Annotated in this window: 25 protein-coding genes; 12 read left to right on the top strand and 13 right to left on the bottom strand. The window is 34.0% G+C overall.

Annotation, left to right across the window (positions count from 1 at the left end):
* The coding region (locus AC1RRU_RS02535; protein ID WP_493196433.1) for a hypothetical protein at positions 1-625 on the bottom strand (625 nt) is incomplete at its 3' end.
* Positions 626-639: 14 nt separating this feature from the next.
* Here AC1RRU_RS02535 and AC1RRU_RS02540 point away from each other — a divergent pair.
* Positions 640-846, top strand: a complete 207-nt coding sequence (locus AC1RRU_RS02540; protein ID WP_080363996.1) for a hypothetical protein — start codon at positions 640-642, stop codon at positions 844-846.
* Between the two features lie 821 nt (positions 847-1,667).
* Here the strand turns inward: AC1RRU_RS02540 and AC1RRU_RS02545 are convergent.
* Entirely contained in the window at positions 1,668-2,165 is a 498-nt protein-coding gene (locus AC1RRU_RS02545; RefSeq protein WP_493196434.1) for a KxYKxGKxW signal peptide domain-containing protein, read from the bottom strand.
* Positions 2,166-2,819: 654 nt separating this feature from the next.
* A complete protein-coding gene (locus AC1RRU_RS02550) occupies positions 2,820-3,302 on the bottom strand; it encodes a GNAT family N-acetyltransferase (RefSeq protein WP_011274653.1) in 483 nt (160 codons plus the stop codon).
* Between the two features lie 208 nt (positions 3,303-3,510).
* On the opposite strand from AC1RRU_RS02550, the gene AC1RRU_RS02555 reads away from it, so the two are divergent.
* Positions 3,511-4,554, top strand: coding sequence for a hypothetical protein (locus tag AC1RRU_RS02555; RefSeq protein ID WP_370591088.1), 1,044 nt, complete (start codon positions 3,511-3,513; stop codon positions 4,552-4,554).
* A gap of 129 nt (positions 4,555-4,683) precedes the next feature.
* Here AC1RRU_RS02555 and AC1RRU_RS02560 read toward each other — a convergent pair whose 3' ends face one another.
* From AC1RRU_RS02560 to AC1RRU_RS02580, 5 genes are all read right to left on the bottom strand, one after another.
* Positions 4,684-5,061, bottom strand: coding sequence for a hypothetical protein (locus AC1RRU_RS02560; RefSeq protein ID WP_011274651.1), 378 nt, complete (start codon positions 5,059-5,061; stop codon positions 4,684-4,686).
* 456 nt (positions 5,062-5,517) lie between these two features.
* On the bottom strand, positions 5,518-6,345 hold the full coding sequence (phnE, locus tag AC1RRU_RS02565; protein WP_016930613.1) for a phosphonate ABC transporter, permease protein PhnE: 828 nt from the start codon (positions 6,343-6,345) through the stop codon (positions 5,518-5,520).
* Positions 6,342-7,142 (bottom strand): phosphonate ABC transporter, permease protein PhnE, encoded by an 801-nt coding sequence (gene phnE / locus AC1RRU_RS02570; protein WP_011274649.1) that lies wholly within the window; start codon positions 7,140-7,142, stop codon positions 6,342-6,344. The genes phnE (AC1RRU_RS02565) and phnE (AC1RRU_RS02570) overlap by 4 nt, the downstream gene beginning before the upstream one ends.
* Before the next feature lies 1 nt (position 7,143).
* A complete protein-coding gene (gene phnC, locus AC1RRU_RS02575) occupies positions 7,144-7,917 on the bottom strand; it encodes a phosphonate ABC transporter ATP-binding protein (protein ID WP_011274648.1) in 774 nt (257 codons plus the stop codon).
* Between the two features lie 276 nt (positions 7,918-8,193).
* Entirely contained in the window at positions 8,194-9,153 is a 960-nt protein-coding gene (locus AC1RRU_RS02580) for a phosphate/phosphite/phosphonate ABC transporter substrate-binding protein (RefSeq protein ID WP_011274647.1), read from the bottom strand.
* A gap of 309 nt (positions 9,154-9,462) precedes the next feature.
* Between AC1RRU_RS02580 and AC1RRU_RS02585 the strand changes: the two genes are divergently transcribed.
* Complete coding sequence (locus tag AC1RRU_RS02585; protein ID WP_053023257.1) at positions 9,463-11,004, top strand: bifunctional metallophosphatase/5'-nucleotidase; 1,542 nt, start codon at positions 9,463-9,465, stop codon at positions 11,002-11,004.
* A 73-nt stretch (positions 11,005-11,077) separates the two neighbouring features.
* Positions 11,078-11,641, top strand: coding sequence for a hypothetical protein (locus tag AC1RRU_RS02590; RefSeq protein WP_011274645.1), 564 nt, complete (start codon positions 11,078-11,080; stop codon positions 11,639-11,641).
* Positions 11,642-11,711: 70 nt separating this feature from the next.
* On the opposite strand, the gene AC1RRU_RS02595 is transcribed toward AC1RRU_RS02590, so the two are convergent.
* Positions 11,712-12,881: an MFS transporter gene (locus tag AC1RRU_RS02595; protein ID WP_011274644.1), complete on the bottom strand. Its 1,170-nt coding sequence runs from the start codon at positions 12,879-12,881 to the stop codon at positions 11,712-11,714.
* 361 nt (positions 12,882-13,242) lie between these two features.
* Positions 13,243-14,163, bottom strand: a complete 921-nt coding sequence (locus tag AC1RRU_RS02600; RefSeq protein ID WP_037558224.1) for a DMT family transporter — start codon at positions 14,161-14,163, stop codon at positions 13,243-13,245.
* A 155-nt stretch (positions 14,164-14,318) separates the two neighbouring features.
* On the opposite strand from AC1RRU_RS02600, the gene AC1RRU_RS02605 reads away from it, so the two are divergent.
* The 7 genes from AC1RRU_RS02605 (at position 14,319) to AC1RRU_RS02635 (ending at position 20,688) form a co-directional block, all read left to right on the top strand.
* Positions 14,319-14,801, top strand: coding sequence for an RrF2 family transcriptional regulator (locus tag AC1RRU_RS02605; RefSeq protein ID WP_011274641.1), 483 nt, complete (start codon positions 14,319-14,321; stop codon positions 14,799-14,801).
* Between the two features lie 144 nt (positions 14,802-14,945).
* Positions 14,946-15,149 (top strand): helix-turn-helix transcriptional regulator, encoded by a 204-nt coding sequence (locus AC1RRU_RS02610; RefSeq protein ID WP_011274640.1) that lies wholly within the window; start codon positions 14,946-14,948, stop codon positions 15,147-15,149.
* Entirely contained in the window at positions 15,146-15,862 is a 717-nt protein-coding gene (locus tag AC1RRU_RS02615) for a DUF3169 family protein (protein ID WP_011274639.1), read from the top strand. Before AC1RRU_RS02610 ends, AC1RRU_RS02615 begins: the two co-directional genes overlap by 4 nt.
* Positions 15,863-15,952: 90 nt before the next feature.
* The gene (locus AC1RRU_RS02620; protein WP_011274638.1) at positions 15,953-16,798 is read left to right on the top strand and encodes an ABC transporter ATP-binding protein; all 846 of its coding nucleotides are present in this window, start codon (positions 15,953-15,955) and stop codon (positions 16,796-16,798) included.
* The gene (locus tag AC1RRU_RS02625) at positions 16,798-17,433 is read left to right on the top strand and encodes an ABC-2 transporter permease (RefSeq protein WP_011274637.1); all 636 of its coding nucleotides are present in this window, start codon (positions 16,798-16,800) and stop codon (positions 17,431-17,433) included. Before AC1RRU_RS02620 ends, AC1RRU_RS02625 begins: the two co-directional genes overlap by 1 nt.
* Before the next feature lie 166 nt (positions 17,434-17,599).
* Positions 17,600-18,385 (top strand): arylamine N-acetyltransferase family protein, encoded by a 786-nt coding sequence (locus tag AC1RRU_RS02630; RefSeq protein ID WP_011274636.1) that lies wholly within the window; start codon positions 17,600-17,602, stop codon positions 18,383-18,385.
* A gap of 44 nt (positions 18,386-18,429) precedes the next feature.
* Positions 18,430-20,688, top strand: coding sequence for an ATP-binding cassette domain-containing protein (locus AC1RRU_RS02635; RefSeq protein ID WP_011274635.1), 2,259 nt, complete (start codon positions 18,430-18,432; stop codon positions 20,686-20,688).
* 61 nt (positions 20,689-20,749) lie between these two features.
* Here AC1RRU_RS02635 and AC1RRU_RS02640 read toward each other — a convergent pair whose 3' ends face one another.
* On the bottom strand, positions 20,750-22,525 hold the full coding sequence (locus AC1RRU_RS02640; RefSeq protein WP_046464869.1) for an oleate hydratase: 1,776 nt from the start codon (positions 22,523-22,525) through the stop codon (positions 20,750-20,752).
* 196 nt (positions 22,526-22,721) lie between these two features.
* On the opposite strand from AC1RRU_RS02640, the gene AC1RRU_RS02645 reads away from it, so the two are divergent.
* Positions 22,722-23,309 (top strand): TetR/AcrR family transcriptional regulator, encoded by a 588-nt coding sequence (locus tag AC1RRU_RS02645; protein WP_011274633.1) that lies wholly within the window; start codon positions 22,722-22,724, stop codon positions 23,307-23,309.
* An 86-nt stretch (positions 23,310-23,395) separates the two neighbouring features.
* Here the strand turns inward: AC1RRU_RS02645 and pbp4 are convergent, their stop codons facing one another.
* The gene (gene pbp4, locus AC1RRU_RS02650; RefSeq protein WP_046464868.1) at positions 23,396-24,547 is read right to left on the bottom strand and encodes a penicillin-binding protein PBP4; all 1,152 of its coding nucleotides are present in this window, start codon (positions 24,545-24,547) and stop codon (positions 23,396-23,398) included.
* 213 nt (positions 24,548-24,760) lie between these two features.
* Complete coding sequence (locus AC1RRU_RS02655) at positions 24,761-25,900, bottom strand: polysaccharide deacetylase family protein (protein ID WP_046464867.1); 1,140 nt, start codon at positions 25,898-25,900, stop codon at positions 24,761-24,763.
* Positions 25,901-25,910 lie beyond the last annotated feature (10 nt).

The raw sequence follows: 25,910 nt of genomic DNA on the forward strand, positions 1-25,910 counted from the left end.
CTGTTCGCTGTGCTTGTTGACGTACTTGTTGATGTGCTTTGACTGTTCGCTGTGCTTGTTGACGTACTTGTTGATGCGCTTTGGCTGTTCGCTGTGCTTGTTGACGTACTTGTTGATGCGCTTTGACTGTTTGCTGTGCTTGTTGACGTACTTGTTGATGTGCTTTGGCTGTTCGCAGTACTCGTTGACGTACTTGTTGATGTGCTTTGGCTGTTCGCTGTGCTTGTTGACGTACTTGTTGATGCGCTTTGACTGTTCGCTGTGCTTGTTGACGTACTTGTTGATGTGCTTTGACTGTTCGCTGTGCTTGTTGACTTACTTGTTGATGCGCTTTGGCTGTTCGCTGTGCTTGTTGACGTACTTGTTGATGCGCTTTGACTGTTTGCTGTGCTTGTTGACGTACTTGTTGATGTGCTTTGACTGTTCGCTGTGCTTGTTGACGTACTTGTTGATGCGCTTTGGCTGTTCGCTGTGCTTGTTGACGTACTTGTTGATGCGCTTTGACTGTTTGCTGTGCTTGTTGACGTACTTGTTGATGCGCTTTGACTGTTCGCTGTGCTTGTTGACGTACTCGTTGATGCGCTTTGACTGTTCGCTGTGCTTGTTGACTTACTTGTTGATGCACTTTGACTGTTCGCTGTGCTTGTTGACGCGCTTTGTGAGTTAGCTGTACTTGTTGGATCAGTTACAGTAACTTTTTTACCATTAAAGAAGTTTGTCCCACCTGTCACAGATGTAGAGTATGGGTTAAATGTAAAAGAAGTGTCTCCACTAGAATTGATAGGAACTGTCCAAGTTGTGGTTAAACCATATCCTTGTTTAGCTTGGGCTCCATTCATTTGGTAGCCGTTTGCCCAAGTATATCCACTACCCTGTTTGTTTATATTAGTTGTGTTTGCTCTTGGATTACTAACTTGAGCACCTGTTGAATCGGTAATATAACTTGTCGCTGTTGAAGGTGTTCCATATGCACTACCTAGTGTAAACATCGTTTGATTAGTTGTTCCTGTGTTGTATATTGCGTAACTATTAGACAATGCTGTAGGTCTTTCAACCGTCGTAGTAGCAGGATTATCATAAGTAACTGTATACGTAAAAGTCATAGACGTTCCATTATTTACAGTTGTTAATTTATAATAAATTGGAATATTATAATTTGTATCAGTCCCTGCACCTGTATAAGTATTTGTAGTTGAAGTTGCTGCTGCTGCTGCGAATGTTGTTGTTGCCAATCTACTAAATGTTCTAAGTTTTAGTGGTGCTGTACTTGTAGATGTACTTGTTGAATCGCTCACTAATAATGTAGAACCTAAATCTGTATTTATCTGACTTTCTGAAGTACTCGTTAACTGTGACGTCGTTGAATTAGTAGAAACTGTTGAACCACTATTACTGTCTGATGTAGAATTTGATGCCGTTATACTATTTGATTCTGTTGAATTTTTTCTTATTTGATTATCTTTTGTACTTGTTGACGTAATACTATTATCATTGGTTGAAGTACTACCTTTTTGACTATCAGTAGATGTCGTGTTGGCTTGACTATTAGTATCTTTCTCTGAAGTGGTGCTATTATTACTTGTTGAATTATCAGTAGTTGATGAACTTGAAGCTTTAGTATCAGAATTTGACATCGAGCTATCTTGCTTTTCAGAATTTGATGTAGATTAATCTGACGTTGAATCTGTACTTGTTTGACTATCTGTTGTAGATGATGAAGTACTTTTTTCTGTTGAATTTGTACTAGATGTAGCATCTTGGGAGGTACTTGTTTGACTTGAAATATACTCAGTTGTTGAGGTTTCAGACTTTGTAACTGTGGTTGAGTTTTGATTTGCAACTGTTTCACTATTAGATGCAATTTCTGAAGTCATTGGTGTTTCAGAAGCTGCGTATGCGTGATGATCATTCAACATTGCAAATGTAAAGGCGCCTCCTGCTAAACCTGTCGCCTTCATCGCTTGGTTTTTAAAATTTTTATCTTTATTAGTATCTAAATTATTAATTTGTTCAACATCTTTATTTAAAAAGGGTAGACCTAACACTTTAAGTAATTGAACTTCTCTAATCCCAGCTTTAACCCATTGTTTACCAGATTTATAAAGTTTGACCCTAGCTTTTTCTTGACCAAAGAACCGTTTAAAATTTCTCTCTTTTCTCGACATAATACTCTCCTTTATTCTCACACTTACTTCCCAATTGACTAATTGACCACAATTAATTTGAATTTACACCATTATAGTCCCTTTTACATGTAAATTGCAACAGAATTAGAACATCTATATATATAGTTTTTCTAGATTTGATTGTACAAAGCTTAAAAATATACATAGTGCTATTCAATATAGCTTTTGATGTTTCTCTTTCAATATGTATTTAAAGGCTTATCTTATAAGGTAATATGACAAATTAATCAATCATAATTAATATAACGAGAGTATTGTTTACGTTTTAAATTCAGTACATTGCATGTAAATACATTCCATTAAACTATATAACAATTTTGTAACTGTCCCAATTTTATCCATCGTATTAAAAAAAGAATAAATTGAATAATTATTGTTGAATATAGAATATTTAAGTTATAAATGAACTAATTTCTTCCTATTAAAATATAGTTTTCTTATACTTTTTAAAATTGAAAAATAAAAATTAATCAAAAAACATTAGAAAGAAAGTCTTATTTAATTTCTGAAGTGAATATCCAAAGGGGGAAATATCTATTTAAAATGGGAGAATAAAAAATGTTAGAACACTCAAGTAATAAATTAAACATAAAATAGATACAAGGTTGAAACGTATTCGTCTCAACCTTATCCTTACACTTCTTTAACCATGTTATACCACTTTATACCAGCATGTTGTGAGGTTGACTCTCCCTCATTGTTGTAGCCATAACGTTCATACAATGACACTAAAGCCTCTCGACATGTGAGTGTCACACCGCATCTTAATTGGCGCTTCGCCAGTTTCTCAAATTGCTCTAACAGTTTGCCCGCAATCCCTTGTCCTTGATAATCTTTGTTAACGACTAGACCTAATACACTAAGATAACCACCACTGTTAGGGTTGGATTGAATCTCTTCAAATAAGTCGTCGGTTATATATCGTTGATTAATTACAGGTCCATTAATATATCCGATTATGCGTCCTTCCTTTTCAGCGATAATAAATGTATCAGGTATTTTATTGATTCTCTGTTTCAAAGTTTTTGGCATTGCCGCTTCATCTGGCGTAAAACCCTCATTTTCAAGTTTAATAAGTGAGAACAAGTCTTCTTCTGTAACTTTGCGTAATTGCATTAAAACACCCTCTCTTATTTTCAAAAAGTTGATTATATAATAGCATACGCTTGCCTTAAATAAATATATGACAAAACTGTCATTCAGTTGATAGAAGATATTAAGGTTTAAATTAAATTATTATGTTAAGTTAAAAATATACATATTTATGATATTTTTAATTATTAAATAATCATCTTTATGTATGAAGAATGCTTTTTACTAAGGAGTGAATAAATTGATTAAAAGACGTTTTAAATATGCTTTTGGAACAACATTGATAACATCATCACTATTACTTATGTCACACGGCCATGCTTTTGCAGCAACAAGTAACATTGACCAAGAGTTCAACCATGATAACAATGGTCAACCAATTACATCCCAAGATAGTAACAACAATGTAGATTCAGGTTTCAACCATGATGTTGATGACAATAACGATACTGATCCTGGTTTCAACCATGATGTAATTAACAATAATGACCCTACTAAACACCAAGCTGAAGATAACGACATGGGTTTCAATGGCTATGCCGAACAAAACGGTCTAGTTAAACAAACATCTAAGTCTAACTCTCAACAAGACTCTGCTAAACACCAAGCTGAAGATAATGACATGGGATTCAATGGCTATGCCGAGCAAAACGGTCTAGTTAAACAAACATCTAAGTCTAATTCTCAACAAGATTCTACTAAACACCAAGCTGAAGATAATGACATGGGATTCAATGGCTATGTCGAACAAAACGGTCTAGTTAAACAAACATCTAAGTCTAATTCTCAACAAGATTCTACTAAACACCAAGCTGAAGATAATGACATGGGATTCAATGGCTATGTCGAACAAAACGGTCTAGTTAAACAAACATCTAAGTCTAACTCTCAACAATACCCTACTAAACACCAAGCTGAAGATAATGACATGGGATTCAATGGCTATGCTGAGCAAAATGGTCTAGTTAAACAAACATCTAAGTCTAATTCTCAACAAGACCCTGCTAAACACCAAGCTGAAGATAATGACATGGGATTCAATGGCTATGCTGAAAAGCATCATTTAGTTAAACAACAAGATCAATCACCAAAATCACAAATGAATTCGACACTTAGTAAACAAGCAACTCGTTCTCAAGAAACGAGTCAAACTTCATTACATCACGAATTACCTATGACAGGTGAACGCGCCTCAACGACAACGTTTGTTTACAGTTTTATAGCTTTCATATTAGGCGTAGGTGTCATTAGCCTCAGACGTAAATTTTCGAAATAAGCAATAACTATATTTTTCTAATTATCTGTTACTTTTATTACTAGAGCATTTCTTTTATGCATATGAAAATGAAGAGGCTATCATTAAAGGTGTATTAACCTATAAGCGATAGCCTCTTTTTTATAACTTCTAAACTAATAATAATTTAATGCCTCTAATAATATTTTTAATGAACAAATAAACGCCTACTACCACCAATACAACTGCAATTGTCCATGAGCCAAATACAATCCAGCTTTCTGTATTAGTTGATGCATTGCCCATAACACTAGCAGATAGCATCAATGCTAATGGCGCTAATGTAAAGCAAACCCAAGTAAGTATATGGTTAAATAATGCTTTACGAGCATGAATTGATACAGGTTTGTCAGCGATAATCCACATTACAATAGGTAATAGTACCGGTGCAAAAAACACACTTAAATAACTTATAGATGATGCAATATTTTCATTTCTACTACCATAGAATTCATCGTTTCTATATTTATTACTATTTACATTTTCCATATTTACTCACCTCACTTATATATAAACATATAAAATAGGATATTTTTAGAGAGAAAGCCCAAAATTACAACTCTGTAAGTTTCGGATAGTTTATAACTTTGTAGAAATGTGAGACATAACTATGGCAAATAAATTAGTAAATGAATGGTTAAAATTTATATCTTAATGCAATAACATTTCAATGCAGTTAGAACACAATGTTGTAATTCATCGACAAGGTTATAATGCTGACAAACGTGATGCCTATGCTGCGATGTCAAAAAGGTTCGTCATCCCTACAATGAAGTCAAAATCATTTTTAAAAACACATTACATAGGGTTTTTAAAACATAAAAAATAAACCATGGTAATGGGACGCCACTCATATCAATTGCTTTGACCCATCTCCATGGTATATTTAAACATTGAAAAACCGAGCCGGTTAAACATACTTTAAAATTTATTCGACTCTCTCATCTATACAATTCGCTTACGTATTGCGCCTGAAATTAAGTCAACAATTGCGACCATAATAACTAATCCGATTAATATGATACCTACTCTGTCCCAAGATCGTGTTTGAAGTGCGAAAATTAATGGTGTACCAATTCCTCCTGCACCGATAAGTCCTAAAATCGAGGCAGAACGTAAATTCAATTCAAAACGATATAACACAAGCGATAAAAATGATGGTAATATCTGTGGTATAACTGCAAAGATCAAAGTTTTCGTCTTGTTAGCACCACTTGCTTTCAATGCTTCGACTGACGTGAAATCTAACCTTTCAATATCTTCAACGAATAATTTTCCTAGCATCCCTACTGAATGTATACCTAAAGCTAGTACACCTGAAAATGACCCCGGACCAACCGCTTTAATGAAAATTAGAGCCATAACAATCTCTGGAAATACACGTATCACACTTAATATAAATTTAGTGATACCGGTTACTGGACGAATTTTGATTAAATTCTGTGCACCTAGAAAGGCAAATGGAATACAGATAATAGCTGCAATAAACGTACCAATCACCGCAATCGCAAACGTTTCAAGTAATCCACGTAATAAATCTTCACCAGCAGGAATATATACATAACCCCAATCTGGATGAAAAAGTCCGTGAAAAATAGATTTTAAAATTTCAATGGATTTGGATTTTAATTCTAATGCGGGCATTCCTACAAAACCCCATGCAATAATAGCCAAAACAACAATTGCAATAATCCAATTTTTAATTATTTTTTGCTTATGCTTTTTTGATTTAATAGGAAACTTTTGTTCTAAATTATCTTTATTTTGTGTCATGCGAGTTGTTCCCTCACTTTCGAGCTTACATAGTCAATTATGACAACAATAACTAATGTAAATAGAATAATCATCGCAGTTTTAGGATATTGGAATAAGCCTAAAGTAGAATCATAGAACAATCCAATACCGCCAGCGCCTACAAGACCAAGTACCGCTGAAGCACGAATGTTAATTTCAAAAGCGAACAACACATATGAGAAGAAAGTTGATAATATTTGTGGCACAACTCCGAAGACAATCCATTTCGTTTTATTTGCCCCAACTGCCGTCATGGCTTCCATTGGGCCTGGATCTATGGTTTCAAGTGCTTCATAGAGTAACTTTGCAATAACACAAATAGTTAAGATAAATAGTGCTAATACACCTGGAATTTGACCAATACCGAAGACAGCTACAAATATAGCTGCTAGTAATAAATCTGGTATCGTACGCACAATATTTAAAATAAAACGAGCCGGAATTGAAATCCATTTCGTTTTAACAATATTACTTGCACAGATTAAAGCAATTGGGATAGATACAATCGCACCTAGAAATGTCCCAACAATAGCCATGCGAATGGTATCTAACATAGGTTTCAATATTGTATGTATATATGCCCAGTCTGGTGGTACCATTTGTCCAAAGAATGAACCAATCTGAGGTAAACCTACCATTAAATCGGCAAAACTAAAGCCAGTATATAAGAAACTCCATATTATTAAAGCTAATACTAGAAAAATAGTAAAACTCGTTTTAAGCGAAAACTTCTTATTCAAATATTCATCATATTTACTCGTTGTAGGTGTCGTCATATTATTCAACCCCTAGCTTCTCATCATCTTTAAGTTTACGACCGTAAATATCATTAAACACTTCTTCGGTTGCCTCACTTGCAGGGCCATCGAATACAAGTTCACCAGCACGAAGCCCTATAATACGCGTACCGTATTCAAGTGCTAGATCTACAAAGTGCAAGTTAATAAGAATTGTAATACCTAATTCTTCATTTATCTTCTTTAAATCATCCATCACTTGTTTTGTTGTTAGAGGATCCAAAGACGCTACAGGTTCATCAGCTAAAATAATTGCTGGTTCTTGTGCTAATGCACGAGCGATTGAAATACGTTGTTGTTGACCACCAGACAATTCATCAGAACGTTGGTCGTATTTATCCAGAATATTCACTCGCTCTAAAGCATCCATGGCCTTTACTTTATCTTCTTTTGGAAAAAGACCTAACACCATCTTCCAAGTTGGATGATAGCCTACTCGTCCACTTAACACATTGCGTAATACAGATGATCGTTTTACAAGATTAAAATGTTGGAAGATCATCCCAATATTACGGCGCATCATTAGTAGATCATTACCTTTAGCTTTCGTAATCGATTTACCTTCAATAAGAATATCACCAGATGTTATATCATGAAGTCGATTAACTGATCTTAATAGCGTTGATTTCCCTGCACCTGACAAGCCTACGATAACTGCGAAATCTCCCTTTTCAATATTCAAATTGATGTCTTTTAGTCCTACATGCCCATTTGGATAAACTTTATTGACATCTTTAAATTCAATTTGACTCATTTAAATAGCACCCTTTATTTTTGCAAAGAAAGACGTGAGACAGAATTGTTAACGAATTCGTTTTCTTACCCCCGCAAGGAACACAAGAACTGAGAAAGCTAGATTTAAGAGCTATCTCAGTTCAGTCAGCTACTGCGAATTTGTTGAGTAGCCTCAAAAATATTATTTTCGACCTTGCTCCTCTTTGCTTTTATTAATCTACAATGTTCATTAGTCTAAGTTTAGATATATTGTGATAATATTAAAACTTCAATTTCGTTTAATGATGTTCTAATATTATTTCATATCTTGAACTTGTTTTTCATATTTTCTTACAATATCAAAGTCTGAATCTTTGGCATCTGTGTATCCTTCATGAGAGTATACTTCACTGATGATTTTATGACCTTCTTTTGTTTTTGCAATATCTTTAAATGCTTTTTTAAGTTTATCTTGGAATGCTTTATCCATATCTGGACGAACTGAAATTGTGTCATTTGGAATAGGTTCTGTTAATTTAATAATCTTAGTATCTTTAAATACATTTGGTTGGTCCTTTTTAACGATTGTACGTGCGTCTTGGAATACTGCTGCCGCATCAACATCACCGTTAAGTAATGAAATGACTGCTTGGTCGTGTCCTTTAACATTAACAATCTTCATATCTTTCGTTGCATCAATTCCCGCTTCTTCTTTAAGTGTTGAGATAGGGAATGTGTATCCTGCTGTAGACGTTACATCTTGTAATGCAATCTTTTTCCCTTTTAAGTCTTTTAAGCTATTGATGCCAGAATCTTTTTTAACTAATATTTCTGATTTATAGTCATCTACTAATTTTTTTGAATTAGAACCATCTTCATTAACGCCATAACGTTGTGCTTTTAACAATAAGTCTGCTGCTTTTTGATCATGTGCTAATGTATAAGCTGTTGGTGGTAAGAAACCTACATCCACTTTTTTAGATTTCATCGCTTCAACGATTGTATTATAGTTTGTTGATACAGAAACTTTTACTGGGATGTCTAATTTTTTAGATAATAATTTTTCAAGTGGCTTCGCTTTTGCTTCAAGTGTGTCAGCATTTTGAGATGGCACGAATTGCACTGTTAATTCTTTAGGTTTGTAACCATCTTTACCAGAATCAGAACCGCTGTCAGAACTTTTGTTGTTGCTATCTAACGAGCTATTATTTCCACATGCTGCCGCAAAAATAATAACTGTTAAAGCTAGCACTAAAAGATACTTCATTTGCTTCATAACTGTATTGCCCCCGTTCGATATGTATAAAATCGTGTAATTTGTCAATTTATATGACAATATAAGATTATCACAATATTAATTCAAATAATATTTAATTAATGTGAAATTTATATAAAATCTATTTATATCATTAAGATATTGTAAATAATTCCTAAAAATTCTTTTTAAATCTATTCTGTGTAGCTTTTATACTATAATTTTGCTATATAAAGATATAATTATTTTGAAAACGAATAATGATTGATTAACATGCATACCTTATAATTATAAATATTAATCACTGTCATTAATGAAAGGATGGTACTTATGACTCAACTTAGCTTTTATATCGTTAGTGATGTTCACGGCTACATATTCCCAACTGATTTTTCAAAGACGAATCAACAGTTACCTATGGGTTTATTATATGCTAATCTACTTATCGAACAATCAAGCAAAAACGACGATATTTATTTCAAAATCGACAACGGCGATTTCCTACAAGGGGCACCTTTATGCAACTATTTAGTATCAGAGTTACGCTCTAGCAAACCGTTAACAACGATATATAACCGCTTAAATTTTGATTTGGGAACGATTGGTAATCATGAATTTAACTATGGCTTACCATACCTTATAGACACACTACAAAACCTTAACCATCCAGTGCTTTGTGCTAATATTTTAGATTCGAAACAACAACCTTTTACAGGTGAAGGCGTACATTATTTTGAAAAAGAAGGACTAACAATAGGCGTCATCGGTTTGACTACACAAAATATCCCTAACTGGGAACAACCACATCATATCGAAGGCTTAATTTTCAAGAGTGCGATTGAAACACTTACCCAACTATTACCTAATGTCCGTGAAAAAGCTGACATCGTCGTCGTTTCATATCACGGCGGATTCGAACGTGATATAGATACAGAGGAACCAACTGAAGATTTAACTGGTGAGAATGAGGCTTCCGAAATTCTACATCGTTTCCATGAAAGCATCGATGTATTGATTACAGGTCACCAACATCGAGATATCGCGACAGTTAAATATGAAACTGCCGTTATTCAACCTGGTACACGTGCAACACAAATAGGTAAAGTAACGCTAACGATTGGCGACAATAATCAGATTATTGATACGCAAAGCGAATTGTTACCTGTAGTGGGAGACTCAGAATACAGTCTATTACCGGAAGATTCTAAGCTATTAACACATCTAGAAGACTGGCTAGATACTGAAATCACGACCTTACCTGAACCGATGTTAGTAGAAGATCAATTTGAGGCACGAATGAAACCTCATCCACTTATTAATTTAATAAATGTTATGTTATTGGAGAAAAGTGGTGCTGATATTGCAAGTACGGCACTCTTCGACTCAGCAGCAGGATTTAATAAACGTATTACTATGCGTGATATTATTAATAATTATCCTTTTCCCAATACATTCCAAGTTTTAAAACTTACTGGTGCAGGCATTAAAGACGCTTTAGAAAAATCAGCAAGCTACTTCACGCTTAACGATAAAAATGAAATAACAATCAACGATGAATTTTTATATCCGAAACCACAGCATTTTAACTATGACATGTATGGCGGTATCACTTATACCATTCATGTAAGAGAACCTATTGGTCAACGCGTAACTGATATTAAGGTTGGCAATGAACCACTTATCAGTGATAAAACTTATACCATTTGTGTCAACAACTATCGTGCTGTAGGCGGTGGTAATTATGACATGTTCGCTGAAGCACCTGTAGTTAAAGATATACAAGAAGAAGGTGCACAACTTTTAATTGATTTCATTACCAATAACGATATATCTAACATACCTCAAGTTCTTAACTTCAAAGTCGAACTATAATTTTCCTCTTACATCATTTAAATAGTGTACAATATAAATGTAAATATTCTCACTAGAAAAGGAGTTCATTATTATGAGTGAATTTTTAGCTGCCATTGTCGGAGGTATCTTTGCGCTAATTGGGACATTTTGGGGGATTAAATATCAAATCACTAAAGAGAAAGAAGAAAAACGTGAAGATTATAAAAATGATATTTTGAGTATGATAGATTTAACTGCTTATAAAGCATCTAAAATAAGTAAAATTCATTTAAGTGAAACCAATGCTCTAATAAACAAGCCGCAAACGTTAGAAAAATGCGATGATGTGGAGGGACTTTTTGTAAAATTAGACGATCAAATTCAAGAATTATTGGGTACTATGAGTCACCATGAAGAAGAATCTAATAAACCTATTCGTGATTTACTAAATTGCTATGAATCACTGGAGAATTATATCTCAAAATTTTCTATAGCTGCAAGAATCTATAATGATAAATACGAAACAAACTCTGACGATAAGCGCGTTATCATCGTGAGAACCAAAGAGAAATTAGATCGTAACATAGATACGTTTATAAATGATTTACGTCAATTTTCTAAACATCACTTCAATCACGATATGTACGAACCAACTTTAAAATTCGAATCTGAATAACTATAATAGAACACCTCTAATATCAGTACGATGACACACTGACACTAGAGGTGTTTCTTCAACTCAACTTTCATTTTTCAAATTGGAAATGTTTCTTTTCATAAAAATAATTAACTGCATTAATTAAAATACCTAGAATAATAATCCCCCCTGATACAAAGGTAATCATTAAATAAGGTAAACCGATTGATAATAAAATTGAACCAATAATGGCACCTAAGAAATTTGCCACATTAAAAATAGACGCCGCTAATGTACTCGCAAGTAATGGTGCTTCTTTGGCACTTAATATAATCTTACTATTTAATAATGGTGTCGTACCAAATGTTCCAAATCCAAATAAGAAACATATAATAATTGCTAAAATCGCATTATGCACAAAAGTGACAAATAGTACGATAGTTAAAAATAATAATAAAAACGTATAGAATAGATATTTAGTTAGTTTAGGTTCTGGCACATTTCCTGTAATTAAGTTACCTAACACACCACCTAAACCAAACATAAATAGACAAATAGTTAACCCTACTATTTTAAAAGGTGCGAAGTCATGTATCATTGGCTCCATAAACGTGTATGTTGTGAATACGCCAGAATAACCAAAGACGATAATAGACATCACGATTAAAATGTGTGGGTTTTTAAATACTTTTAATTCATTTTTTACATTAGATTCTGTACTTAGAGATACATCTGGTACAAACTTCAACATACCTAGCATTGTAATAATCGCTAAACCAATCATAACGCCAAATACAGCTCTCCAATTCGCAAAGCCACCTAAGAATGATCCGAATGGCACACCAATCATAACCGCAATTGTTAATCCTGCTTGGACTAATGCGATGGCTTGCGGTTGTTTACCACGAGGTGCAACGGCTGCAGCCACACTCATACACACGCCAAAGAATGGTGCGTGCATTGAAGCTGACAACAATCTTGATAACAGCAATACTTGAAAATTGGGTGCCAACATCCCTACCACATTACTACCTATAAATATGGCAACCAAAATGGGTAATAAGCGTTTGGCACGTACATTCATTGTAAATATACGCATGAATGGTCCAATTAATGCAACACTCACAGCATACACACTAATTAATAAACCTGCACTTGAAATAGACACTTTCATATCACTTGCGATTTGAGTTAATAATCCTGTAACAACATATTCTGCCATACCGACTGTAAATGTACCTAACATGAATATGAAAAACATCATTCTGTTACCTTTCATCATTGCTACCTCCTTTTTTGTTGCTCTCAAAAATAATACGAGTGCTATATTACAAAAAATTAGATACCATGTGAAGAGATTTGTTCAGATTTTTTATTTTCTTAAGTCAGTGTTCGCAAGTTTTCATATATTTTCATTGTATTAAAATTAAGACAATTTCAAGTATGAAGTATTTCGAAAACCATTCCATATATGCAACATTTTCAATCAAAATGTCACTATGTTAATCTAACTAGCATAGGAGTGATACGATGTCTGAATCTAAAAAAGATAAATCCAAACAACCACTTTGGGAACTCATAATTAATATTATCCTAGAACTATTTAGTGCGATCATTCGATTTTCCAAACATTTAATACCTTAATTACTTAAGTGATGTGGTGAATAATTAATTGCAATCAATGCGACCACAACACATAATCCGCCTATCATAATGTGCAATGTGAAAGGTTCACCTAACCCTATAATTGAAAAAATGGTTGAAAGTAAGGGCACTAAAAATAGAAAACTGCTCGAAATCGTAGCACCTCGTAAATTTAAACTGCTAAACCATAATCCAAATGATCCAATAGACGCAGGAAACACAAGCCACCAAAACCATACCCATCCCCAACCATTCAATTGTCCAATGTGATAGCGCTCTCCTAACAATTGGCTAATCAAGAACATGATGATGCCACCAAATAATAGCTGCCATCCCGTTAATACCCAGGCGCCTTTATCAAACTTAAATTGCTTAGTCACGACAGTATTACATGACCAACATAGTGAACCAAGTAATGCGACACACGCGCCCCACCCTAGCAATGAACGGTCTAACCCTAGACATATCGTAACCCCAATCACACCAATCACGAGTGCAACCACTTTAATCATTGTTAAACGCTCTTTCAGTATAAAATGCGCAAGAACAGCTAACCATAATGGATTGGTAAACAGTAAAACGGCAGACATTGAAGAGGATACACCCAATGACATTGCTATATATAATAATCCCATTGTTCCAGCCGTTTGTAATAAACCGATTGTAGCGACAAATATAAAGCCTTTATAACTATTATGATCAATTGATGGTAATACATATTTAACGCCCCTTTTCAAAAATAAAACCAATAAGATAATGAATCCCGCGATGGTAAAACGCCATCCGCCTAGTAACATAGGTGGTACGTGTTCAATTGAGATGAGGTACTTCCCAGTTGGAAAAGAAGAGCCCATACATATGGTCGTCAAAATGATACATATATAGAAATATAAGTACGAACGTTGATGTAAATTCATAGATGTCATCTCCAGGTCATATATTAAAGATAATTAAGATATTCTTTATCTTTAATTAGTATTATAATGCACCCTTTCTATTTTTCAATCCTAATATATAAAAATTTTATATTATATTTTATAATAAAAGAAACGTTTATCATTGGAGGACTGTTATGAAATTATCTATAGGATGGGAACAAGCCGTCTATGTTCTCTTAATGCTGAATCTACTATCAGAACATAGCGTGATGACCTCTACTGCTTTAAGTGATCGTTTAAATGTTTCAGATTCTTATTTAAAGAAGATTATTAAAGCTCTTGTTAAAGAAGGTCTCGTTAATTCTTCTACGGGCAAAAATGGTGGCTTTTCTTTAAATAAGCCTTTAAATCAAATCACATTTTATGATGTTTTTCTAGCAATTGAAGGTCGAGACGCGATCTTTTCTAGTCAGCAATTATTGAAACCCTTCTTAGGTGAAAATGAAGGTCAAAAAGCAGAAATGTGTGTAGTTAGTCATGCATTAAATACAATTCAACATACACTTATCTCCACTTTATCTTCGATTACATTGGATGAAGTAAATCAAAACATCGTCACAAAATATCGTCTAAACGATTTAAACCAATGGGTTTTAACAAATAGCAAAACACTGTAATACAAGCCTTCAGGATGTCTTACTCCAGACAACCCGAAGGCTACTTTTTATATCTATTTTGACAAAAATACAAGTCTTTTTGACTAATATACTTGTCAAATTGACAAAGATAATGTAACGTAAAAACCAAGGAGTTGATGAATATTGCGAAATCGTCTTAAAGAATTACGTGCTCGCGATGGCTTCAATCAAACACAACTCGCTAAACAAGCCGGTATATCTCGGCAAACAGTTTCTTTGATTGAACGTAATGATTTTATGCCGTCCATTTTAACAGCGGTTAAAATTGCGCGTATATTCAATGAACCAGTTGAAAATGTCTTTATATTTGAGGAGGGAGATTTATGAAAGTAAAACGCTATCTTATATTACTAGTACTTGGTGGCATTATTGGTGGTTTTGTGGGTTCTTCAATGGGAAGTATTAGTAATTTTCTATCAAATGTTAATTTTGCACATACCCATTTTGGGTTAATCATTTGTATCATTGCATCGCTAATTATCATTGGTCTTACATTTTATTTGTGGAAAGTTCAAAAAGATGCGCTTAAATTTAAAAATCAAAGTCTCAATTCTATTGAAGATGATGATGCTGATTTATTCGAAATGAAATCCAACTTAAACTTCAATAAATCTAGTATTATCATCTATATTCAATTAATCATAAGTTTTGTTGCGCTTTTATTAATCGTCTTTGGCCATGGTTCAAATAGTGATGTATTGTACGCTATCATCCCTTATATGTTGACCATCATACCTTCAATAATGCTAGGCTTTTTCAATCGTCGTTTCGATTCACGTTATCCTAAAATAGGAGAAAAAAATTATACTGAAAAAACCTTAGCACTTTTGGATGAAGGTGAACGTCATATCGCTATAGTAAGTATGTATAAAAACTACGGAGTAAACTTAGTACTATTAATGATCGCAATTATATTTTTAAGTATCTTCTCTATTGATACTGGCTCAAATCAAACACTAGGGATACTATTCTTAATAATTATTTTCGCCTATAACAGTTTAGGTTATATGTTAAAAGTACGTAAATTTTACAAATCCTAGTTATTTATTAATTAATCTATATTATGATAAAAGCAACTAATCTTTAATTGAATTAAATCTAATACTAATCAACAGAAAGAGTGGTTTATTATGGAACATCTATTGCAAGTGCAAGATCTCAACAAGTCGTACAAGAAATCCAATTTCCATTTGAAAGATATTTCTTTAACACTTCAACCTGGCGAAATTATTGGTTTAATTGGTAAGAATGGTTCAGGTAAATCAACATTGATTAATACATTAGTTGGTAACCGTTTTAAAGATTCTGGAGAGATTTCATTTTTTGATCAAGTTATCTCTGATAAGGATCATGCATACAAAGAGCATATTGGCGTTGTATTCGATGACTTACGTGTGCCTGATAAACTCGAAATTAAAGATATGGATAAAGTTTTTGCGGATATTTTCAAAACGTGGAACAGTGATCGTTTCTTTGAAGTCATTCAGCGTTTCGAATTACCAACTAACGTTCAAATTAAAACATTCTCAAGAGGAATGCGTATGAAAGCAGCCTTAGCCATGGCTCTAGCGCATGATACAAAATTACTCATACTGGACGAAGCAACTGCTGGTATGGACGTATCAGGACGTGAAGAAGTCATTGAAATGTTGGAAGACTATATTTCAGAGGGTAATGGCATACTCATTTCATCTCATATTTCCGAAGATATAGAACATTTAGCTACAAAATTAATCTTTATGCGTGATGGTGAAATTGTACTTCAAGAAAGCAAGGAAGAATTGTTAAATCAATACGGTATTGTCGAAGTTGATGAGCATGATGATTTAGATATTCCACAAGACATCATCATTGCATCAAGAGTGAGACAAGGTCAACGCCAAACCTTAGTCAAGGATTGGTCTAGTGTGACAAACGCTAACCCACTTAACACTATTGATGACGCAACAAAATTAATTATGAGAGGTGATAAATAATGAAAGGTCTAATTTTAAGTAGTTTCTATGCATCTAAAAAATCACTTATCACATATTTAATTGTAGCTATTGTAGCAAGTTTCTTATTCGCTTTTATAAATCCAGCAATGGCATGTTTCTTACCAATGATTTTCTTATTGTCACCAGTGACGGATAACTTAAAGCGAGAAAAAGATTCTAAATGGATGTATTATATTTCAACATTGCCAACACATCGAAGTGCTTACATTAAAAGTTATTTCGCATTTTATGGCATACTCATCTTTATCGGATTAATTATTGGATTAATTGCAGTATTAGCGATACATCAGAATTTAATGTTAACACTTATTTCAGGTTTAGTAGGTATTGGTGCGGCAGGCACATATGCTATCATGTTCCCGTTAACATTTAAATTTGGTCCTGAAAATTCAAATGTCATCATGATTTCAACATCGGTTATCGTTCTTATTTTATTCTTTATTACTTACTTTGGTGTTATTATGTCTGCCATTGTACGTTCAGGTTCATTCTCTGATTTAGGAACAAATCCTACAGATATCTTTTTTATTAGTTTATATGCAATACTTGGTTTGATTTGTTTAGTGGCTTCTTATTTCATTTCAATAGCCATTTTCAACAAACAAGAACTGTAATTTTTTGAATAATAACATAGTTTAATATATTAATACTGGTTCTAAACACGAGGCATCAACTGCTATCAAGTGTTTGGAACCTTTTTCGTCTCTATTCTTACATGCGTCATTCCATCATTATAGGGTATGGATTACTAAAAGCTTTTAACAAAGGAGTCCTCATCTAATGGATATTCAAACTATCGAACACTATTTAAATATTGATTCATCAAAATATCATGAACCTTCACTTGAAGCACTCAATTATTATATTAAACGCTATATGTTGGCCGTTCCTTTTGAAAATATCAATGTCCAAAATGGCATGCCTGTTTCTGTAGAAATTAATGATTTGTATGATAAATTGATCAATCAGCATCGTGGTGGATTCTGTTACGAAATGAATCATTTCTTTGGGACTTACCTTGAAGAAAAAGGTTTCACCGTATATCGTATGTCTGCAACTGTTGAACAACCTAATGGCAATCGTAGTCCAGAAGGTTCACACATGTCACTTGTAGTTCCAATTAATGACGTATATTATGTCGCAGATGTAGGCTTTGGTGACTTACCTTTACAAGCCTTGCCTATTACAAATATAGATCCTACTCACCCCGTTACAGATATTACCGGTGAATTCCGAGCAATTTCAGAGCATGAAGGAACTTATAGCATTCAGAAACTCGAAGATGATAGTTGGATCACACGTTACGAGGCTCGTTTCCAACCTAAGCAAATAGAAGATTTTGAAGATATGATTCAATATAATTCACAACATCCAGATTCTATTTTTGTACAACAACTTATCGTTACTCAACCACAATCATTTGGACGTGCAACGATGTCCTCACACCATCTAACGCTAAGTAAACAAGATGGCAAAGATAAATATGATGTAACTTCAGATAACTACCGAAATATTTTAAAAGAATACTTTAATCTTGATGTTAAAATCAAACCATTAGAAGCATAATTTAATATGACCAGCAAGTTAATCTAGATTTAAGAGGTGTAATTATGACTAATATAGACATTATTGGTGCCAAACAAAATAACTTAAAAAATATAAATGTATCAATTCCGAAGCACCAATTAACAGTTTTTACAGGGCGTTCAGGTTCGGGTAAGTCTTCCCTCGTGTTCAATACTGTAGCTGCAGAATCTGAAAGATTGTTAAATGAAACATATTCAAGTTATGTGCAACATCAACTAACACAATATGAGAAACCAGACGTCGATCAAATTAAACATCTTCCTGTCGCAATGATTATTAATCAGAAACGACTTGGAGGTAACTCTCGTTCAACTGTAGGTACAATTTCTGATATTTACGCGTCTGTCCGACTGCTATGGTCACGTATCGGCAAACCATTTGTCGGTTATTCAGATATCTTTTCTTTCAATAACCCTAAAGGTATGTGCGAAACATGTTCAGGACTAGGTTATGTTGAGGATATTGATTTAAATGAATTACTTGATTATGATAAATCACTTAATGAGGATGCGATTAAATTCCCTTCATTTAGACCTGATAGTTGGCGAGGTAAACGTTATTTATATACAGGTTTATTTGATAATGATAAGAAATTAAAGGATTATACGAAAGAAGAAATGGATACGCTTTTATACACCGAACCAACTAAATTAAAGAATCCACCATCAAATTGGCCTAGAACTGCCAAATTTGAAGGATTAATTCATCGATTCCGCCGTTCATTTTTACTCAATGATAATTTTGAAAAGAAACGTTTTAAAGAAGATATTGACCGAGTGGTATCGAAACATGATTGTCCTGATTGTCATGGTCAACGTCTTAATGACACTGTATTAAGCTGTGAAATCAATGGCTTAAATATTGCAGAATTCACAAACCTACAAATTGATGAGGCGTTAGCCTTTTTAAAAAAAATAAAATCAGGCAAAGCACGTGTGATTATAGAGCCACTTAAGAAACAACTAGAAGCATTAAGTTATATTGGGTTGAATTATTTAACACTAGCGCGAGAAACAACTTCGCTATCTGGTGGTGAGTCACAACGTATTAAGCTCATTCGTCACCTTAATAGTCCTTTAAGCGACTTAATCTATATTATTGATGAACCAAGTGTCGGACTACATCCAGAGGATATTCAGCGTATCAACGATATCATTCAATCCTTAAAAGATAAGGGCAACACAGTCCTCGTTGTAGAACATGATCCAGATGTTATAAAGACCGCTGATCATATTATTGATTTAGGACCTTTAGCAGGCAAAAATGGTGGTGAAATTACATTTACTGGCTCTTATAATGAATTACTCAGTTCGGACACAAGTACTGGTCAAGCGTTGAACCGACAGCATCAACTTAAAAAAACGCCACGTAAATCGAAAGACATGCTTCAAATTGCTAATATTAGTCGCAATAACTTACAAAATGTCTCAACTAAACTACCTAAGCATGCAATGACTGTTGTTACAGGTGTTGCAGGTTCAGGTAAAAGTTCACTCATCACTGCAGGATTTGAACGTGAACAAGAGGCTATCTTTATTGACCAGAAACCTGTCCATGCATCAAATCGTTCTAATCTACTTACTTATCTAGATATCTTTGATGATGTACGTAGTTTCTTTAGTCAACATACTGGTCTTAAGAAGAGTATGTTCAGCTATAATTCAGAAGGTGCCTGTCCGGAATGTCATGGTAAAGGTGTTTTAAAAACGGAACTTGCATTTATGCCAGACTTTTCACAAGTATGTGAATTATGTGGTGGTACAAGATATCGTCCAGAAGTGTTAGAAGCTAAAGTAGAAGGTTATTCTATTGCGGATATTTTAGCATTAACCGTGGATGAAGCCATTGAAAAATTTAGCGACAGTCCAGGTATTATACGACCGCTTCAAGCATTAGCGGATACAGGATTAAACTATATGACTCTCGGACAATCATTAGATACCCTTTCAGGTGGTGAAATTCAACGTGTGAAACTAAGCCGTTACCTGACACAAGATGTGACCGATAAGATCTTTATCTTTGATGAGCCAACAACTGGGCTACATGAAGATGATTTGCCAATTCTAATCGATTGCTTTAACCATCTTATTGAAGAAGGCAATACGGTTATCTTGATTGAACATAATTTAACGATGATGACTCAGGCGGATTGGTTAATTGATATTGGGCCTTATGCTGGAGATAAAGGTGGCCAATTACTTTACGCGGGTGAACCTGAAGGCATCTTTGACATCGACAATTCCATAACCGCTAAACATTTAAAACGATATATTGGCCAATAAATAAACTAAACAAATATCCCCACATGCTAATTCGTCATGTGGGGGTGAATTTTATCTACACTTATAGTAACTTGTGTTGGTGCAACAATTCTTCGATATAGGTACCTTTTATTTTCTTCAAGAAAGCGTTAAGAGCGAGTTTCTGTATTTTGTTATGTTCTGAGAGTTCTGATAGATTTTTACCATCATTAAGTTCATATAAGGCATCCATCAATATACGAAGGTCGAATTCTGTTGCAACCACTTCAGGGACACCTCTATCTATGTCCAATAATTGGTATACTGCTTCCATAGCAGTCCTTACCGAATATTCAGTGGTAAATACAGTATCTCTTTCTGTTTCTGCAAAATTACCAATAAAGGCTATGTTGCGAGCATTTTCAGGCACGACAAGTGGTCTGTCTCCAATGGATCTAGGCATAAAATAAGAACAGATATATGGCATATAGACTGGTATCGTATTACATTGCGTTTTAGCGAGGTCTTCAATTTGATTGATAGGAACGCCCATATGATATAACCATTCTTGGCAAATTTCATTTCCACTGCATTCAGTGATAGGTTTATGGATGTAATCCCCGTTTATGTTTGAGTATAATGCATAGATCCAAACGCTCACCTCGTCTTCGGGTTGGCTTTTAAATTGTTGTTGACGATTAACAGTAAAACTCATTTGCCATTTAGAATCATTAACAGTAACAATACCACCTGTCACTGTCTTGCCGGCTAGAGGGTCTCGTTTACAAATTTGCTCGATTGTATTAATAATTGTCATGTTATTTGTCGTCGCGGTTGCTGATACAAACCAACTTTTGTCTGGTAAACGATGATAGAACTTTTCGGGACAACCAAACTCAGGGCTCTGTTTGGCAAGATTACGCCATAACGTCCAACTACCACCGATTTCTTTTGTAGGGGGTGCGGGTGTGTTGTTATCTCCATAAGTTGAACTTTCAGTGATACTACCATTTGTAACAAATACTAAATCATCTGGCGTTAGTGGAATGATATCATCTTTACCTGAACGCTTAAGTTGTATTTCACGCGCAACCTTCTCTTTTGTTGTGATATCTACTTTTATATTCAACACTTGAACATCATATTGAAATTGCACACCGTGGGACTCTAAGTAAGCAATCATCGGAAGAACTAGTGATTCATATTGATTATATTTGGTGAACTTAAGGGCACTGAAATCTGCTAATCCTCCAATATGATGTACAAAGCGCATTAAATATCGACGCATCTCCATTGCAGAATGCCATGGCTCAAATGCGAACATCGTTTTCCAATAGATCCAGAAATTCGAATGCAAAAAGTCATTTGAGAAGACATCCGTAATCTTCACGTCGTTTAATGTCTCTTCTTTCATTAAACATAAATGAATGATTTCTTTAATGGCTTGTGGCGTCAAAGTAAAATCACCATCAGTAGATAACTGATGCCCCCTTTTCTCAATAACACGACAACGTGAGTAATTAGGATCTTCTTTATTTAACCAATAAAACTCATCTAGAACGGAAGCATTATCCATTTCAAGTGACGGGATGGAGCGAAATAAATCCCACAAACATTCGAAATGGTTCTCCATTTCTCTTCCACCTCTCACAACATAGCCTTTCAAAGGAAGTTCATCTCCATCTAAACTTCCACCAGGTTTAGATAATTCTTCTAAAACATGGATTTTTGACCCATCCATTTGTCCGTCTCTAATCAAGAAACATGCAGCAGCTAGAGATGCTAATCCGGAACCAATAAGATAAGCTGATTTAACCTCTACATTTTCTGGTTTTTTAGGACGTGCAAATGCTTCATAATTTCCATTACTATAGTACATACGTATCACTTCCCAAGTTTTCATAGTTTTTAATTTTTAGATTGAAAAGTAGTAAACTATAAGTAATCTTAAAGAAATTAATCTACCCTTCGATAGTATTATAAAATGACGAGGGGCAAGAATTGTGCGTCACTTATGTGTGTTTGTAACATAAGCGACATTTTATTCAAACTGTCCGATATGAGGAGTGATTAAGTTGAACAAACAAGATTTACGCGTCCAAAAAACACATCAAGCCCTAATTACTTCATTTTCTGATTTACTACAAACTAAATCTTTTGAACAAATAACGGTTCAAGACTTATGTGCAAAAGCAAATGTACGACGATCAACCTTTTATCGTCATTTTAATGATAAGTATGACTTGTTAAATCATGTTGTCGGCACGTTGATTGATCATTTTAGAGAGCTATATTTACCCGACATTAATCCCGACAACCCACGACAATTTTTTGAGAAATTGATGAGAGATGTTTTGACATTTATTCACGATAATAAAGACATTGTCCGTAGCGTTATAACACTCAATTTTTACGGCGAAGTTTATACTATTTTTTATGAACAAATCTATAAAGCAGTTCAAAAGCAAATTGAATTTGATCGACAGAGTGGTCAATTTTATGTAGATGTAACAATATATGGAGAATTTTTAACTGGAGGTATTTTGAGCGTCATCACGAATTGGATTCAACATGGACAACAGCAATCGATTGATAAAGTGACTAAAGAAATTGTTAATATGATATGTGGCGCAAGAGAAGTACATTTGAAGAAACTGAGCTAAAACGCCTTTATTAAAGATATTCATTATTTGAAAAATATCGCCAAGATGAAAACTTAGCGACATTTTTTCTAATTTAATTTATTGATTTAGAACCATTTCCATTTTTTATCAGCAGCTACACGTGGATAATGACTGCCTGGTAAGAAGTCCCTATAATAATGAACATAAACTTTGCCTTTACTATTGATAGCCAGATGCCATTTAGATTTATCTTTAGGTACTACATCATATAAATCTTTTTTTACATGATATTTGTTGCCATCTATCTCATGGTCTCCTTCAGTTAACACTTTCTTATATTCATATTTTTGACGATATTGTTTAATGATTTGATTACCTATTCTATTTCTATTGTACTTCGCATTTACATCACCAAAGGGTTTCACATTCATTATTGTTTCATTTAGACGTAATTGATCTTGCTTATTTGTCAGTGCAATATTATAGCCTTTATTACTTGTACCTGTCTTTAAGCCATCTGTACCAGGTAAATATAGTGGTTGTCCTTTTAAAGATAGATTCGTACTTTTAAAAGTATTTCCTCTTTGAGTATCCCGTGGCAACTTAGATATTTGTAATATCTGAGGATACTTCTTAATTAACGCTTGCATTAGAAGGTTCATATCTTTAGCGGTACTTTTAGGGAAATCTTGTTTTTTAAATTTTGAAGGTGCATATTGATCTAACAAACTATTTTGCGCACCTGCTGGATTGACAAAGTTTGTATTAGTCATATTAAACGATTTAGCTTGTTGATTCATTTTATTAGTAAATGTATTATTATCGCCACTTACTTTCTCACCTAATATCATTGCTGCGGCATTACTTGATGCTAAAGTGGTTTGTTTAATTAATTCTTCAATAGTATACGTTTGACCTTGTTTCAATGATACTGATGATAGGTTTGGTAGGTTGGACATGGTAGCATACTTATTTGTAATTTTCACTTTGTCATTGAGCTTTAACTTCCCATTCTCAATCGCTTCATAAGTTAAATATAAGGTCATCATTTTAGACATAGAAGCAGGGTCAACCTGATTATTTCCCCGGTAATTATATAGAATTTGCCCTTGATCAGTAGTAAGCATGACACCACTAGGCTGATATTTCGTACTAATACTACTATTCTTTTCTTTATTAGCAATAGTTACTGGCGATTCACTCGCATCACTTATCGAAGTATGTAATAACGAAATCGTAGTGATAATACCTATTCCTTTTACAAATTTACCAAACAAAATATCCCCTACTTTTTTTAATATTAATAATATTGCACAATACTTTTTATAACAATATTATAGGAATAATACAACTACATTCAAAATCATAACCACTTAAATATATTGTTGTTACTTACTATACATTTTTGATATCAATCAAACTTTGCCTGCTTTTAATGAAAAATTGAAACTCTGAGAACTACCATAATGCAATTCTCAGAGTTCGACTAATTATTTATAAACTTTCTCACCTTTAAAATAACTACGATCTTCTTTGCTATAAACTTTGTCTGGATCTACAAATGGTTTCAACTTGTATTTAAAGTCATATAGATTCAAACCATCGATAGCAACACGGTCTTGATAAACGCTATCTTCACCAATATCAGTAAAATTATTCGGACCTACCCCAGCTAAGAATTTAAATCCTGCTTTATTCTCTAGGTACTGATAGCCTGCTGAACCTCTATCTTGCGCACCATGAGGGAAAATAAATAAATCCGTTTTGCCAATAATTGGCGTTACTTCTTTCTTCCAACGTTCTGTATCCTTCACAATACGATCATATGAACTATTTGCAAAATCAATGTGCCCCCAAGAATGACTTGCGAATGTCCAACCATCGCGTTTCATTGCATTTGCAACTTTTATCGCTTGTTCTTTACGCTTAGAGTAGTCTTTACTATCCAACTCATTCGTGCGATATCCGAGTACCCCATTGTATCCAGTTAAACCAACTACACCTTTTTGTCCATTCAATGAAAAATCTGGATGTTCTTTTACGAAACGATTTAGAATCGGAACAATATCATTCGATTCACTTTGAGTAAACTTACCATCTTTGCCTTTCGTTTGAGATACAACATGATTATATTTGTCTAATACTAAACGATCTGCATAACCATTTCCTCTCATATATTCATAATAATTCATATCATCTATTGATAAGATTAACGGTTTCTTTCCTTTAGGCAACTTAAGTGATTTCTTTTTAATAGGTTTAGAATTGAAATCATATGCATCATGTGGATCAATCAATATGTAATGATGCTTATATAATTCATCAAGTGAGCGTTTAAATTCTTCAACGGTAATCATCCAATCATTATTGCCTTTGGCTTGATTCGCTTCACCAGTAAACGCCACTTTAGGATCCGTAATTAAAGGATGGAAGAAGATATGTGCTACATCACCCTTATATTCAACCCAATCATTTTGACCAGAACTACGCTTTTTCGCATAAATATTCTCTTCTTTATTATGCGTTTCTTCTTTAGCTTTTTTCTCATGCGTTTGCGATGTCGATTGACAAGCACATAAAACAATGGCTATTAAAACAGTGAATACACTCAACAAATATTTTTTAATCATGTATTGGCTC

This window comes from Staphylococcus sp. GW821-FHT11H10, from assembly GCF_058807855.1.